At 70.3% G+C, this 14,283-nt stretch carries 13 protein-coding genes and 1 pseudogene; 7 read left to right on the forward strand and 7 right to left on the reverse strand.

All coding sequences use genetic code 11. The features are described 5' to 3' along the window. Positions 1-160: 160 nt before the first annotated feature. Positions 161-1,345: pseudogene (locus MFF64_RS23030) on the reverse strand (IS3 family transposase). 405 nt (positions 1,346-1,750) lie between these two features. On the opposite strand from MFF64_RS23030, the gene MFF64_RS23035 reads away from it, so the two are divergent. Beyond that, positions 1,751-2,104, forward strand: coding sequence for a recombinase family protein (locus MFF64_RS23035; protein ID WP_238192526.1), 354 nt, complete (start codon positions 1,751-1,753; stop codon positions 2,102-2,104). A gap of 151 nt (positions 2,105-2,255) precedes the next feature. Here the strand turns inward: MFF64_RS23035 and MFF64_RS23040 are convergent, their stop codons facing one another. Genes MFF64_RS23040 through MFF64_RS23065 form a run of 6 tightly spaced genes read right to left on the reverse strand, consistent with a single transcriptional unit; the run spans position 2,256 to position 7,735 of the window. Further along, positions 2,256-3,545, reverse strand: a complete 1,290-nt coding sequence (locus MFF64_RS23040) for an LLM class flavin-dependent oxidoreductase (RefSeq protein WP_238192527.1) — start codon at positions 3,543-3,545, stop codon at positions 2,256-2,258. Continuing rightward, positions 3,542-4,291, reverse strand: coding sequence for an ABC transporter permease (locus tag MFF64_RS23045; RefSeq protein ID WP_238192528.1), 750 nt, complete (start codon positions 4,289-4,291; stop codon positions 3,542-3,544). The genes MFF64_RS23040 and MFF64_RS23045 overlap by 4 nt, the downstream gene beginning before the upstream one ends. A gap of 2 nt (positions 4,292-4,293) precedes the next feature. Then, a complete protein-coding gene (locus MFF64_RS23050; protein ID WP_238192529.1) occupies positions 4,294-5,100 on the reverse strand; it encodes an ABC transporter permease in 807 nt (268 codons plus the stop codon). Next, the gene (locus MFF64_RS23055) at positions 5,097-6,113 is read right to left on the reverse strand and encodes an ABC transporter substrate-binding protein (protein ID WP_238192530.1); all 1,017 of its coding nucleotides are present in this window, start codon (positions 6,111-6,113) and stop codon (positions 5,097-5,099) included. The genes MFF64_RS23050 and MFF64_RS23055 overlap by 4 nt, the downstream gene beginning before the upstream one ends. A 15-nt stretch (positions 6,114-6,128) precedes the next feature. Next, a complete protein-coding gene (locus tag MFF64_RS23060; protein ID WP_238192531.1) occupies positions 6,129-6,908 on the reverse strand; it encodes a class II aldolase/adducin family protein in 780 nt (259 codons plus the stop codon). Next, positions 6,905-7,735, reverse strand: coding sequence for an ABC transporter ATP-binding protein (locus tag MFF64_RS23065; protein WP_099906145.1), 831 nt, complete (start codon positions 7,733-7,735; stop codon positions 6,905-6,907). Before MFF64_RS23065 ends, MFF64_RS23060 begins: the two co-directional genes overlap by 4 nt. 236 nt (positions 7,736-7,971) lie before the next feature. Here MFF64_RS23065 and MFF64_RS23070 point away from each other — a divergent pair, with 236 nt between their 5' ends. The 6 genes from MFF64_RS23070 to MFF64_RS23095 all read left to right on the forward strand — a co-directional run bounded on the left by MFF64_RS23070 (position 7,972) and on the right by MFF64_RS23095 (position 13,978). Then, a complete protein-coding gene (locus tag MFF64_RS23070; RefSeq protein ID WP_099906143.1) occupies positions 7,972-8,691 on the forward strand; it encodes a GntR family transcriptional regulator in 720 nt (239 codons plus the stop codon). Between the two features lie 61 nt (positions 8,692-8,752). Further along, positions 8,753-9,532, forward strand: a complete 780-nt coding sequence (locus tag MFF64_RS23075; protein WP_099906141.1) for an SDR family oxidoreductase — start codon at positions 8,753-8,755, stop codon at positions 9,530-9,532. After that, positions 9,532-10,668 carry a pyridoxal phosphate-dependent aminotransferase gene (locus tag MFF64_RS23080; RefSeq protein ID WP_099906139.1) on the forward strand — a complete coding sequence of 379 codons (1,137 nt, stop codon included), beginning with the start codon at positions 9,532-9,534 and terminating at the stop codon, positions 10,666-10,668. Before MFF64_RS23075 ends, MFF64_RS23080 begins: the two co-directional genes overlap by 1 nt. A 203-nt stretch (positions 10,669-10,871) precedes the next feature. Continuing rightward, on the forward strand, positions 10,872-11,750 hold the full coding sequence (locus MFF64_RS23085) for an alpha/beta fold hydrolase (RefSeq protein ID WP_099906137.1): 879 nt from the start codon (positions 10,872-10,874) through the stop codon (positions 11,748-11,750). Between the two features lie 3 nt (positions 11,751-11,753). Beyond that, positions 11,754-13,016: a Zn-dependent hydrolase gene (locus MFF64_RS23090; protein WP_099906136.1), complete on the forward strand. Its 1,263-nt coding sequence runs from the start codon at positions 11,754-11,756 to the stop codon at positions 13,014-13,016. After that, the gene (locus tag MFF64_RS23095) at positions 13,013-13,978 is read left to right on the forward strand and encodes a cupin domain-containing protein (RefSeq protein ID WP_238192532.1); all 966 of its coding nucleotides are present in this window, start codon (positions 13,013-13,015) and stop codon (positions 13,976-13,978) included. The genes MFF64_RS23090 and MFF64_RS23095 overlap by 4 nt, the downstream gene beginning before the upstream one ends. Positions 13,979-14,283 lie beyond the last annotated feature (305 nt).

Raw genomic sequence — 14,283 nt, forward strand, 5'->3', positions numbered from 1 at the left:
GCGCCAACACGCGAAAGGACCGATCCACAGCCCTCCGAAGGCAAAGGTCACACGTTCGAATCGTGTCGGGTGCGCCAACATTCTGCCGGGCTACAGGTAAGGTTCGAACCCGGGCGCATTGCAGGCGCCTGATCTTCCTCCGTTCCCGCGGACACAGGGGTTAGCCTGCGTTCCGCTCGGCCTGCTCGGGCGTGATGTAGCCGAGAGCCGAGTGGAGGCGCTGTCGATTGTAGTATCCCTCGATGTAAGCGAACAGGTCGCGCCTGGCCTCATCCCGGGTCGCCCATCGTCGCTTGTGGACATGTTCGACCTTGAGGGTGTGGAAGAAGCTCTCTATCGGAGCATTGTCGTAGCAGCAGCCGGCGCGGCTCATGGAGGGTTATCGCCTGGATATCGGCGAGTTGCCTGCGGTAAGCCTCCGCTGCGTACTGGCTGCCGCGATCCGAGTGACAGATGAGCCCGGCAGAAGGCCGCTGCCGTTGGGTGGCCATCATCAGAGCGGCCGACGTCAGTTCAGTCCGCATGTGGTCGCGCATCGACCAGCCGACGATCTCGCGGATGGCGAGATCGAGGACGGCGGCCAGGTAGAGCTACCCTTCTGCCGTGGGCAGGTAGGTGATGTCTGCCAGCCAGACCTGGTTGGGTAACTCGACCGAGAACTGCTGCTTGAGGAGGTTGGAAGCAATCGGCAGGTCGTGTCGGCTGTCGGTCGTGCAGGGCCGGAACCGCCGCCCCGCCAGGGCCCGGATGCCATGACGGCGCATCAGGCGCTCCACCCGCCCGCGGCTGGCTGTGCGGCCCTCTGCGCGCAGGGCGGCATGTACCCGAGGCGAACCATATCGCCTCTGATGTCGGGTGTGGATCCGCGGCACATCCTTAAGGAGCTGCCGGTTGGAGGCTGATCGGGCGCTCTCAGAACGTGATCGCCAGCCGTAGTAGCCGCTGGGGGACACTCCGAGCACGCGGCACATGAGACGCACCGGCCAGGTGCGGGCATGCTGCTCGATGAAGGCGACTGTCATTTGGACATCTCCGCGAAGATGCCGATCGCTTTTTTTAGCACGTCGCGCTCCATGCGCGTCCGGTCGAGTTCGCGGCGCAGGCGGACGATCTCGGCGGCCTGGTCGGACGGCGAGGCAGCCGGGCTCGTAGGAGTGGAGCCCGGCAAGCCTGCGGGTCGCTGTTACGGGGAGTCCTCCATCAGCACAGTTCGCCATTGGCGCAGCATGGAGGGCTGGATCCCGAGTTCCGCGGCAATTTGCATCTGAGACCGGCCGCTGCTCTCGAGCAGGGCGACCGCCTCGCGTTTGAACTCAGGGGTGAACTCGCGTCGTGTCTTTGCCATCAAACACCTTCCCCGCCCGCAACGAGCGTATCAGAGGTGTCCGCGAAACCGAGGGAGGATCACCCGAGCGCTTCCACGCCGAGAAGCACGCCCTGGTCGGCAACCTGCGCCGCGCTGCTCGCCCGGGCCCAGGCCACCCTCGCGGCGGCCGCTCCGCCCGCGGCACGCGGAAACATCCGCGTCGGCCGGGTGCGGATAGGCAGGCGCGTGGTGCCGGTCGAGGCCCGCCGCCGGCGGGTTCGAGGCCTGCACTAACGCATAATCAGGAGTATCGGTTTGTGGCTTTGCGCCACAATCCTGATATCCGACAGAACTCAATCAGGTCAGAGGTTTGATGGCGTCGGCCGGCTGCGTGCGCGCACCAAGGCCGCCGCCGCGGCGCAGGCCGGGACCAGCATACGGGCGGTGGCCTATGCCCGGGTCTCGACCGAGGAGCAGGCGACCAGCGGCTACGGCCTCAAGGGGCAGGACAAGGCGATCCGCGCCTTCGCCCTGTCGCAGGGCTACGAACTGGTCGCGGTCATCGCCGATCCGGGCGTCTCGGGTGCCACGCCGCCCTCCGAACGGCCGGGCTTCGGCGAGGTTCTGGCGCTCGCCGAGGCGCGGGCCTTCGCGGTGCTGCTGGTCTACCGCTTCGATCGGCTCGCCCGCGAGATCCGCTACGCGGTCACCATCGTATCCGAGCTGGCCGATCCCTTGGACCGGGCGGATGTCATTGCCTGTCTGCGATCGCCATCGGCGTCCGGCGCGACGCGTTGACCGCCGCGGACCCGGTTTCGCTCGGCCGTCCGTGTGGGAATGGCCCATCGGCCGGGTCGGCGATGCGGACCCTGTCGCGGTGGATGATGACGATCACCCGGACGAGCCGACACGCGAGCGGATGTCTCGGCCGATCGATGTCGAGGCTGCCTCAGCGCGGCGGGCGGTCGAGGCCGAGATGGTGGCGCAGCATCGGGCCGCGATAATCACGGCGAAACAGACCACGCTCCTGCAGCAGCGGTACCACGAGGTCGACGAAGTCGGTGAAGCCGTCATGGAAGTAGGGCGGCATCACGTTGAAGCCGTCGGCGGCGCCGGTCTCGAACCAGTGCTGGAGCGTGTCGGCGACGGTCTCGGCCGAGCCGCACAGCACCCAGTGGCCGCGGGCCGCGGCGGTGAGGTTGTAGAGATCGCGCAGGGTCATGCCGTCGCGGCGGGCCTTCGACAGCATCACCCGGGCGAAGCTGTGGTAGCTGTCCGGCAGGGCGACGTCCGGAACCGGCCCGTCGAGGTCGTAAGCCGACATATCCTGCCCGAGCCGGTCGGAGAGCAGCGCGAGGGCGTTCTCGTTGCCGACGAAGCCCTGGAGCTGGGCGAGCTTGTCGAACGCCTCCCGCTCGGTGCGGCCGACCACCGGCATGACGCCGGGCAGAACGCTCACCTCCTCCGGGCGCCGGCCATGGGCCGGCAGCCGAGCCTTCAGGCTCGCGTAGGCGGCGCGGGCCTCGTCGAGGTCCTGCACCACGGAGAAGACCACGTCGGCGGTGCGGGCGGCGAGGTCCTGGCCGGCCTCCGAGCCGCCGGCCTGCAGCACCACCGGCCTCCCCTGCGGGCTGCGGCCGATGTTGAGCGGGCCCTTGACCTTGAAGAACGGGCCCTCGTGGCCGAGGGCGCGGAGCTTGCCCGGATCGATGTAGAGACCGCTGTCCCGGTCGGCGACGATCGCGTCGTCGGCCCAGCCGTCCCACAGGCCGGCCACGACGTCGAGGAACTCGCCGGCCCGCTCGTACCGCCGCGCGTGGTCCGGGTGGACCGTGCCGAAATTGGCCGCGGTCGCCGGGCTCGCGGTGGTGACAGCGTTCCAGGCGGCGCGCCCGCCGCTGATGTGGTCGAGGGAGGCGAAGGCGCGGGCGACCGTGAACGGATCGCTGTAGGTGGTCGAAACCGTGGCGCCGAGGCCGATATGGCGGGTCAGCGGCGCCAAAGCCGCGAGCAGCGTCAGGGGCTCGAGGCGCAGGGTGTAGGACGGGTGCGCGGCCGGATCGGCGTAGAGGTTGTCGCCGATGAAGATCAGGTCGAAGCAGCCGCGCTCGGCGGTGCGGGCGATCTCGGCGATCGCCGAGAAGTCCTGGAAGCTGTCGACGGCGCCGGGCATGCGCCAGCCGGCGACGTGGCTGCCGGTGCCGAGGAGGAACAGGCCGAGATGCATCTGCCGGGTCATGTCGCCTTCCAGAACAGGAGCCGGCGCTCGGCGAGCCCGACGAGGCCGAAGAACAGGAGGCTCGCCGCCGAGGCGACGACGATCGCCGACCAGACCTGCACGAAGTCGATCTGCAGCACCGCCTGGTAGATCACCCAGCCGAGGCCCCCATAGGCGCCCAGCATCTCGGTGACGATCGCCACGATGATGCTGCGCACCGTCGAGACACGAAGCCCTGCGAGGATCAGCGGCAAAGCCGTCGGCAGCCGCAGGCGCCACAGGAGGGCGAGGCGCCCGGCGCCGAAGCTGCGCATCAGGTCGATGCTGCGGCGGTCGACCCGGTCGAGGCCGGCGAGCGTCGAGAGGAACAGGGTGAAGCTGACGGCGAGCGCCACCATCACCACCTTCGAGGCGATGCCGATGCCGAACCAGAGCAGGATCAGGGGCGAGTAGGCCACCACCGGCACGGAATTGACCGCCGTCACTGCGGTCACGACGAAGCCTCGCGCCCGCGGCAGGAGCGTCAGCGCCACCGCGAGCCCGATGCCGACGAGCGCTCCGAGCGCGTAGCCGAGGAACGCCTCGGCCAGGGTGTAGGAGGCGGCCTCGGCGAGCATCGCGCGCTTGGCCCAGACGCCGAGGAGCACGTCGCTCATCGCCGGCAGCACGTAGGCCGGCAGGGCGAAGCCGCGGGCGATCCCCTCCCACAGCCCGATCAGCAGCAGCGCGCCGAGGATGCCGCGCTGCACGGCGAGAGATTTCCGCACCGTCACTGCTCGGCCCCCCAGAAGACGAGACGGCGCTCGAGGAGCGCGACCGCCGAGTAGAAGCCGGTGCCGAGCAGCGCCGAGACCAGGAGCGCGGCCCAGATCGCCACCACGTTCTCGTTGTACATCGCCTGCAGGAGCAGCACGCCGAGGCCGGTCGTGTCGCCGAACCACTCGCCCACGATGGCGCCGACGAGGCTGAGCGAGGCGGCGAGCCGGAGCGCCACGAAGGTCTGCGGCAGGGCGCTCGGCAGCTGCAGGCGCAGGAGGATCTGGCGCGGCGAGGCGCCGAAGCTGCGCATCAGGGCGATCTGGCGCGGATCGACCGATTCGAGGCCGATGAGCGCGTTCACGGTGACCGGGAAGAAGGTGAGGTAGAAGGCGATGACCGCCTTGGCGATCAGCGTGTTGCCGAACCACAACACCACCAGTGCCCCGAAGGCGATGACGGGGATCGTCTGCGACACGACGAAGAGCGGGAAGACCATCTCGCGCAAGGCACGCAGCCGCAGGAACGCGACGGCGACCGCCACCCCGAAGGCGCCGCCGGCGACGAACCCGATCAGGGTCTCGGCGAGCGTGCGCAGGAAGCCGGCGGCATAGGCGCCCGGGCTCGCCGCGATCGCCGCCAGCACCGAAGAGAGCCGCGGCAGGTAGAATGGCCGGATGCCGAGGAGGAGCACCAGCCCCTCCCAGGCCAGAGCCACGGCGAGGAGCGCGGCGACCCGCCCGGCGACCCGGCGGGCGAAGAGGCCGGCGCGCGGCCCGGCCGCCGGCGTGGAGGCCGCGAGGGCGGGGGCGGCGCTCACAGCTGGCGGTCCGCGGAGGACAGGGCGTCGAGAGAGCGCGAGTCGAAGGCGGCCTTGAGGTCGACGGGCTTTCCGATGACCTTGGCCTGGAGCAGCAGGTCGTGCGCCTTGGCGATCGCCTCCGGGTCGATCGCGAACAGCCCCTTCTCCTTGGCGGCGCCGGTGGTCATCAGGCGCTTGACCTCGGTGAGCATGAACTCCTGGTGCGCCCGGTCGAGCGTCGGGGCGATCGCCATCACGGTGTCGAGGGCGGCCTTGGGGTCGGCGAAGGCGTCGCGCCAGCCCCGGATCGAGGCGCGCAGGAAGCCCTTCACCAGCTCGGGCTTCTCCTTGAGCGTCGACTCGGACACGATCAGGGTGTCGCGCGGGAAGGTGACGCCGTAATCCTCGGCGACGAAGGTGCGCAGGGTCTCCTTACCCATCCGGCTCTGGATGGCGTAGAGTTCGTTGTAATAGGTCGCGGTGGCGACATCGACGGCGCCGTCGACGAAGGGGGTGACGCTGACCTGCTGCGGCTGGATCTTCACCTCGTCGGGCTTGATGCCCTCCTTGGCCAGGATGGCGTTGAGGACGTGGTTGGCCCCGGTGAACCAAGTCGTGACGGTACGGCCCTTGACGTCGTGGAGCGCCTTCACCGGCCCGTCCTTGCGGGTGACGAAGACGAACGGGGTGATCTGGTGCGAGACGCCGATGCAGACCACCGGCAGGCCCTTGTCGCGGGCGGCGAAAACACTGTCGCTGCCGCCCGAGAGGCCGAACGTGTCGGCGCCGGTGGCGACGAGGTTCTCGGCGAGCAGGTTCGGCCCGCCCGGGTTGATCGTCAGGTCGAGCCCTTCCGCCTTGTAGTAGCCCTTCTGGACGGCGACGTAGAACCCGGCGAACTGTGCCTGCGGCAGCCATTTCAGGCGCAACGAGGCCTTCACGGGCTCGGCGGCGGCGGCGGGGCCGGCGAGGGCAGGACCGGCGAGGGTCAGGGCGGCGAGGGCGGCGAGGAGGTGGCGGCGCTTGAGCATCGGGGGCTTTCGCAGTCAGTGGCGGTAGGACGGGTCGGTGCGGTCGAGCCGGCGCATCAGTGCCGGCCATTCGCGCTCGCCGGGGATCAGGATGTCCCCCTGCAGTTCCCAGAACTGGCGGGCGGCGCGCTCGCAGACCTCGTGCGGCGGGATCACCAGGGCGGCGCCGGCGGCGGCCGCCGCCTGCATGTCGAGCTGGATGCGCGCGGCGCGCTCGAAGTAGTAGAGCAGCATGAACGCCTCGCCGGGCGTGCGGCCGACGGTCAGGATGCCGTGGTTGCGCATCAGCATGACCTTGTGGGGGCCGAGATCGCGCACGAGGCGCGCCTGCTCGTCGAGGTCGATCGCCACGCCCTCGTAATCGTGAAAAGCCTGCCGGTCGTAGAACCGCATCGCGAACTGGCTCAGCGGCAGGAGGCCCTTCTCCTGGCCCGAGACCGCGACGCTGGCATCCGAGTGGGTGTGCAGCACGCAGGCCGCGTCGTGGCCGGTCTTGTGGATCGCCGCGTGGATCACGAAGGCGGCGAGGTTCACGGTATGCGTCGTGTCGTCGAGGATGTTGCCCTCGATGTCGATCTTGACGAGGCTGGAGGCGGTGATCTCGTCGAAGAGCAGGCCGTAGGGATTGATCAGGAACTCGTTCTCGCGCCCCGGGACCCGGGCCGAGATGTGGTTGTAGATCAGGTCGTCCATGCCGAGCTGCGCCACCATGCGGTAGCAGGCGGCCAGCGCCACGCGGGCCTGCCATTCGGCGGGATCGCAGCGGCGCGCCGTCTCGATCGGGGCAGCACTCATCGGATCTTCTCCTCGGCGATCTGGAACGACTTCAGGCTCTCCTCCTCGATCGCCTCGAGGAGGGTGCGCTTGAGCCGGATGAATTCGGGGGCGGTGACGAGGTCGGGCCGGCGCGGCCGCGGCAGGTCGATGCGCTGCTCGAGCTTCACCGCGCCCGGGCGGGCGGTCATCACCAGCACCCGGTCGCCGAGGAAGATCGCCTCGTCGACGTCGTGGGTGATGAACAGGATCGTGCGCCGGTGGCGCTGCCAGACGTCGAGGAGCCAACGCTGCATCAGCGTGCGGGTGAGCGCGTCTAGCGCCCCGAACGGCTCGTCGAGCAGCATCAGGTCGCGCTCGAACAGGAAGGTGCGCATCAGGGCCACCCGCTGGCGCATGCCGCCGGAAAGCTGGTGCGGGTACTGCGCCTCGAAGCCGGCAAGGCCGAACTCGGGCAGCATCCGCAGCGCCTCGGCCCGGGCCTCCTTTCGCGGCCGGCCCTCGATCTCGAGGGCCAGGATCGCGTTGTCGATCACCGTGCGCCAGGGGAGCAGCAGGTCGCGCTGGGGCATGAACGAGACCCGGCCGAGCAGGTCGGCGGCGTGGCAGCTGCGGCCCTCGAAGCGCAGGGCCCCGCCGGGATCGGGTTCTTCCAGCCCGGCCACGATGTTGAACAGGGTGCTCTTGCCGCAGCCGCTCGGGCCGACGACGGTGACGAACTCGCCGCGCCCGACCCGGGCCGACAGGCCCGACAGGGCCTTGACCGGCCCGAAGGTCTTGTCGACGCCCTTGAGCTCGATCAGCGGCTCCGGCGCCGGGGCGGGAGCGTCGTCCTGGTGTCGCAGCATGGCCCGCAAGAGACGTCCTTTCGGGTTCTTGTATAACGAGGGCCGCCTCTGGCATGCCTGAGAGCTGGCGGCGATGCACGGACCGTTGCAACGGATGTGCCAGCATGCCTCGGACAGGGGCGCGAGTTGCGGCATCGCCCTTGCCACATCGGCCCCGGAGAACGGCCGAGCGGTGACGACGAAGAGCGAGGCAGGCGCGATGGTGAGTTATACGTATACAAAAATGAGCCCCACAGATGCATAAGGCGGCAGCGAGCGCACAAAACGACGTCATCCGGCTGGAGGAGAAGCGCCCGGCCGCCCTCCCTCCCCCCGGAGTGACCCTGGCGGAGGGGCTGCGCCAGCAGCTCGAGGCGGCGATCGCCGCCGGCCATCTCGAACCGGGCAGCCGCCTCGACGAGCAGGAGATCGCCCTGCGCTACGGCGTGTCGCGAACGCCTGTGCGCGAGGCGTTCCGGCTGCTGGCGGCGAGCCAGCTCGTCGAGCTGCGCGGCCGTCAGGGCGCGGTGGTGCGCACCATCGGCCCCCACGCCCTGATCGAGATGTTCCAGGTGATGGCGGAGCTCGAGGGCCTGTGCGCGCGTCTCGCCGCGCGGCGCGTCCCGCCGACTTGGCGGGGGACGATCGAGCCGATCCATCAGCGGCTTATCGGTCTCGTCGACGGGCGCGACGCCGACGCCTTCTACGACGTGAACCAGGAATTCCACGAGGCGATCTACGAGGCCGCCCGCAACGGCTTCCTGGCCGACCAGACCCGGCGCCTGCGCAACCAGGTCGCCGCCTATCGCCGCCGCGTCACGCGGATGCCGAACCGGATGAGCGACACCATCCGCGAGCACGAGGCGATCATGCAGGCGATCCTCGCCCACGACCCGGAAGGTGCCCACCGGGCGATGCGCGACCACGTCGCCCTGCTCGGCGACAACCTGCTCGACTTCCTGGCGGCGTTCGAGTGAGCGCCGGCTTGGTATGCAAATTGCTGCACTGTGCATACCTGCCGACCGCCAGGAGTGTCCCGTGCAGCTCGACCTCACCGACAAGACCGCCCTGATCACCGGCGCCTCGAAGGGCATCGGCCTCGCCGTCGCCCGGACCTTCGCCGCCGAGGGCTGCCACCTCCACCTCGCCGCCCGCAACGGCGCGGCGATGGAGGAAGCCAAGCGCGCGCTGGAGGCCGAGTACGGCGTCCGTGTCACCGTCCATGCCCTCGACCTGTCGAGCACCGCCGCGATGGAGGAACTCGCCGCCGCTGCCGGCGACATCGACATCCTGATCAACAATGCCGGCGACATCCCGGCCGGCTCGCTCGAGATCCTGGAGGATGCCGACTGGCGCCGGGGCTTCGACCTCAAGGTGTTCGGCTACATCACCCTGTCTCGCCTGTACTATCCGCGCCTGAAGGGCCGCGGCGGCGTGATCGTCAACGTCATCGGCAATTCCGGCGAGAACTGGGACGCGAGCTACATCGCGGGCTCGACCGGCAACGCCGCGCTGATGTCCTTCACCAAGGCGCTCGGCGGCCGCAGCCTCGATCACGGCGTGCGGGTGGTCGCGGTCAATCCCGGCCCCGTCGCCACCGACCGCATGCTCAAGATCATGAAGCGCAAGGCGATCGACATGCTGGGCGACGAGGCGCGCTGGCAGGAATTGTTCGACAAGTACCCGGGCAAGCGCCCCGCCACCTCGGAGGAGGTCGCCGACCTCTGCGCCTTCCTGGCCTCGCCCAGGGCCGGCTACATCACCGGCACGGTCGTCACCATCGACGGCGGCATCGCCTCCCGCGGCTCGGTGATCTGATGGCCTCCCCCGCCCTCACCCGCAACCGCTACTTCGACGCGCTCTCGGCGACGCCGGACCTGATCTGGCTCGGCCAGAACACCAACCACATCGCGCCGCATCCGGCCGTGCGCGCGGCGATGATCCGGGCGGTCGAGGAGGGCGCCTTCAACGCCTACGCGCCACCTCTCGGCTTCGAGAGCTTGCGATCCGCGATCACCGCCGATCTCGGCACGCCGGGCGCCGAGGCGTTGGTGACCGAGGGCGGCGTGAATGCGCTCGCGATGATCTGCCGCGCCCGCTGCCGGCCCGGCACCACCTTCGTCACCACCGACCCGACCTGGAAGTGGCCGTGCCTGTTCGCCGAGCAGGCCGGCGCGACGGTGATCGAGATCCCGATCTACGATCCCGCCTGCCACTACCGGCTCACCCCCGAGGCCCTGCGCGCCCACGTCGACGAGCGCACCGCGATCATCTACCTCGTCGATCCCAACAACCCGCTCGGCATCCGCTACACGAGGGACGAGATCGAGGCCTTCGCGGCGATCGCGCGGGATTGCGGCGCGCTCCTCGTCCACGACTGCACCTATCGCGACTTCGCCGAGGGACACCACCCGGCGCTCCTCGCCGACCCCGAGAATACGGTCGTCTCCTTGAGCTTCTCGAAGTGGCTCGGCCTCGCGGGGCTGCGCATCGGTGCGCTCGTCGCCTCGCCCGCCCTGTTCGAGGAGATGGCCGCGCGCACGACCAGCGTGCTCGGCGCCAGCGTGATCGCGCAGCGCGCCGCCGAGGCCGGCCTCGCGGTCAAGGCCGAATGGATGGCGGAGGTCCGCGGCGTCGACCGGGCCAACAAGGCGATGATCGCGGAAGCCGCGGGTCGGGTCGCGGGGCTGGCGCTGCCGGTCTTCCCCTCGCACGGCAACTTCCTGGTGCTCGAGACCATCGGCGCCGGGATCCGGCCCGAGGCTTTGGTCGAGTGCTACCGCCGCCGCGGGATCATGATCCGTCAGGGCACCTATCACACGGCTCGCTTCGGCGACCGCTTCGTCAAGGTCTCGACCTCGGTGCCGACGCCGTGGGTGGAGCGGTTCTGCGCCCTGCTTCCGAGTCTGGCGGAGGAAGCGCGCACGCTGAACGACCTGCCTCCGCAATTCTGAATTCTCCCTCCCCTGTCCCGGGCGCGTGGAGCGTCAGCGGAATGCGGTCCGGGAGCCAGCAGAGAACTTCGCGAAGCGTCCGTATGCCTGCAACGATGCAGCACACAGAGCCGCTTCGCGGCGAGTCCTTGCGCCGGCTTCCGGATCTCCTTCCACTCCGGTTCAGTCGTCCGGGAAAGAGGACCGACACAGGACGGTCAATCATGAAGATCACGACCAGGGACGGCGTGGCGCTCCACGTCGAGGAAGCCGGGGAAGGTACCCCGATCCTGTTCATCCACGAATTCGGCGGCAACCACGCGAGTTGGGAGCCGCAGCTCCAGTATTTCAGCCGCCGCCACCGCTGCATCACCTACGCGGCGCGGGGCTACCCGCCGTCCGACGTGCCGGAGAGCCTCGACGCCTATTCCCAGGCCATCGCCGCCGACGACGCGGTCGCGGTGCTCGACGGGCTCGGGCTCGACAAGGCGCACATCGTCGGCCTGTCGATGGGCGGGTTCTGCACCGTCCATGTCGGCCTGCGATACCCGGAACGCGCCCTGTCGCTGACGGTCGCGGGGGCCGGCTACGGCTGCGAGAAGGAGTTCGAGGAGTACTTTCGCGGGGTCTCCCTCGAAGTCGCCGACAACTTCGAGCGCAAGGGCGCCCAGGAATTCTCGAAGATCTACGCGCTGGGCGCGAGCCGGGTGCAGTTCCAGAACAAGGATCCCCGCGGCTGGCAGGTCTTCGCCGACCGGCTCGCCACCCACTCGGACAAGGGGGCGGCGATGACCATGCGCGGCGTCCAGGCCCGCCGGCCGTCCTTCTACGACCTCGCGGACGAATTGAAGCGGATGGCGGTGCCGACCCTGGTGGTGGTCGGCGACGAGGACGACCACTGCCTGCAGCCCGGAATCTTCCTGAAGAAGACGATCCCCGCCTGCGGACTCTCGGTGTTCCCGAAGACCGGCCACACCCTGAACCTCGAGGAGCCGGCCGCCTTCAACGCGCTGCTGGCCGAGTTCATCGCCCAGGTCGAGGCCGGGCGCTGGCTGCCCCGCGATCCGCGGGCGCTGCCGGGCCAGATCATGCGGACGAGCTAGGCCATGTCCACCCCCGATCCCGACCGGCTCTGGCACCGGCTGATGGCGCTCGCCGAGATCGGCGCCATTCCGGAAGGCGGCGTCGACCGTCAGGCCCTGACGGAGGGCGAGGCCGAGGCGTGGCGCCGCGTCGTCGGCTGGGGCCGCGAGGCCGGGCTGCAACCCGCGACCGATGCCGCCGCCAACCTCTTTCTCGTCCTGCCCGGCCGCGACCGCGCGGCTCCGCCGGTCCTGCTCGGCAGCCACCTCGACACCCAGCCGACCGGCGGGCGCTTCGACGGGGCAGCCGGGGTGCTCGCCGCCCTCGACGCCGTCGCCGGTCTGGCCGCGAGCGGCCGGGTGCCGGCGCGCGACTGCGTCGTCGTCGCCTGGATGAACGAGGAGGGCAGCCGCTTCGCCCCCGGCATGATGGGGTCGGAGGCGTTCTGCGGCGTGCGCGACCTCGCGGCGATCCGGGCGGTGCGTGACGCCGACGGGATCGCCGCCGGCGACGCCCTCGACCGCTTCCTCGCCGGTTTTCCCGATCTGCCGCGCCGGCCTCTCGGCGGGCCGGTCGGGGCTTACCTCGAGCTCCACATCGAGCAGGGACCCTTGCTCGAGGCGGCGGGCATCGCCATCGGGATCGTCACCGGCATCCAGGGCAAGAAGACCTATTCGGTGCGCCTCTCCGGCGCGGAGGGCCATGCCGGCACCCTGGCGATGGCGGAGCGCCGCGACGCGGTGGCGGCCTTCGCCCGCTGCGCCTCGGCCCTCCACCGCGAGGTCGGCGGCCTCGACCCGGCGATCAAGTTCACCATCGGCCGGGTGCAGGTGGTGCCGAACGCCCCCTCGGTGGTGGCGCGGGAGGTCCGGTTCAGCATCGACCTGCGCCACCCCGACAACGCGGTGCTCGACGCGGCCGGCGCCCGGATCGCGCCCCTGTGCCGGGCCGAGGCCGGTCCGTGCGCCGCCACGGTGACGCCCCTCGTCGACGCGCCCTCGAACGCCTTCGATCCAGGCCTGCGGGATCGGATCGGGCGGGCGGCGGCGGAAATCGGTGTTCCGGCGATGCCGCTCCTCTCGGCCGCCGGCCACGATGCCCGCCACCTCGCCGGCCTGTGCCCGAGCGCGATGATCTTCATCCCCTGCCGGGCCGGAATCAGCCACGCCCCGGCCGAGTGGGCCGAGCCGGCCCACATCGCCGCCGGCGCGGCGGTCCTGGCCCGGGTCCTCGACGACCTCGCCTTCGCCGACACCCTGCCCCTCCCGCCACGAGATCACCGATGACGGAGACCTTCGCCCCGGACGACGGCCCCACACCGATCGCGACGACGCCGATCGACATGGCGGACCTGCCGGTCCAGCTGCCGCGGAACCCGGCCGCCCCGGCCGAGGCGCGGGCGCGGTACTTCAATTCCGGCAACGCCTTCAACATCAAGCTGCCGCCGGTGCCCGGCCGGGTGTTCAGGGACGAGGCCGCCCGGGCGCTCGCCCCCGACGCGCCGACGGGATTCCTGGCTTGCGACCAGTCCGACGCCATGGCCAGCCCCTTCCCGGCCACCACCCCCTTGATGCTCGCCCGCTACGCCACGATCGCGGCGGGCGAGCGCCTCGCCTGCGATCTCGCGGCGACCGGCTCGGTCTGGTTCGTCATCGCCGGCACCGGCGAGACGCAGGCCGGAGCCGAGACCCTGCGCTGGGGGCCCGGCGACGTGATGTTGCTGCCCGGATGCGCGATCACGCATGTGGCGGAGAGCCGAGCGGTCCTGTGGAGCGTCAGCAACGAGCCGCAGCTCGCCCACGATGCGTCGCGCCCGCCCGCCGTCCCGGTCGCCGCCGTGCACTATCCGGCGGCCGAGATCGAGCGCCAGCTCGCCGTGATCGCGGCGTCCGGCACCAACGCCGCGACCTCGGGCCTCGCGCTGATCTTCTCCTCCGACGGGCTCGAGGCGAGCCGCAACATCCTGCCGACCCTCACCCTGTCCCTGAACACCCTGCCGCCCGGCACGCATCAGCGGGCGCACCGCCACAACTCGGCGGCGGTGACCCTGGCCGTCGCGGGCGAACGCTGCTTCTCCACCGTCGATGATGCCCGCTGCGACTGGACCCCGTGGGCGACCCTGGTGACGCCGCCGGGCGCGCCGCACTCGCACCACAACGAGGGCGGCAACCGGGCCCGCTTCCTGATCGTGCAGGATGGCGGCCTGCACTACCACGCCCGCACCATGGGCTTCGCCTTCCTGGAGTGAGCGGCTCCCCGGGGTGAGCGGCTCTTGGCCGGCGACTGGGGGAGCCGCTTGCGCTCGCTGCCGGATCGGCGGAGTTCCGCCGACCCGTCGGCCCGATCGGCAGCTTTCCGCCGGAAAGGTCGAGCTAGCACCGATCTAAGTATCTGCTAACAAATAGATTTATTATTTCTCTGCCGTGGCACCCCGATTGCCATGGCCCTCCTGCGGCCCGTCGACGCCGTCCGCAGGAGGCCGAAGGCTCCCGGACGGTCGCACGGGGCGATCGCGCCCGCATTCCGCGGGACGATTCAAGCTCAGGGAGAACG

This window comes from Methylobacterium frigidaeris (assembly GCF_022179185.1).
In the GTDB taxonomy this organism is placed as follows: Bacteria; Pseudomonadota; Alphaproteobacteria; order Rhizobiales; family Beijerinckiaceae; genus Methylobacterium; species Methylobacterium frigidaeris.

Coding starts and splice junctions, on each gene's coding strand:
- MFF64_RS23040 (WP_238192527.1), bottom strand. CDS start 3,545: ATGACCCGGCAGATGCATCTCGGCCTGTTCCTCCTCGGCACCGGCAGC.
- MFF64_RS23055 (WP_238192530.1), bottom strand. CDS start 6,113: ATGCTCAAGCGCCGCCACCTCCTCGCCGCCCTCGCCGCCCTGACCCTC.
- MFF64_RS23060 (WP_238192531.1), bottom strand. CDS start 6,908: ATGAGTGCTGCCCCGATCGAGACGGCGCGCCGCTGCGATCCCGCCGAA.
- MFF64_RS23065 (WP_099906145.1), bottom strand. CDS start 7,735: ATGCTGCGACACCAGGACGACGCTCCCGCCCCGGCGCCGGAGCCGCTG.
- MFF64_RS23070 (WP_099906143.1), top strand. CDS start 7,972: ATGCATAAGGCGGCAGCGAGCGCACAAAACGACGTCATCCGGCTGGAG.
- MFF64_RS23080 (WP_099906139.1), top strand. CDS start 9,532: ATGGCCTCCCCCGCCCTCACCCGCAACCGCTACTTCGACGCGCTCTCG.
- MFF64_RS23085 (WP_099906137.1), top strand. CDS start 10,872: ATGAAGATCACGACCAGGGACGGCGTGGCGCTCCACGTCGAGGAAGCC.
- MFF64_RS23090 (WP_099906136.1), top strand. CDS start 11,754: ATGTCCACCCCCGATCCCGACCGGCTCTGGCACCGGCTGATGGCGCTC.
- MFF64_RS23095 (WP_238192532.1), top strand. CDS start 13,013: ATGACGGAGACCTTCGCCCCGGACGACGGCCCCACACCGATCGCGACG.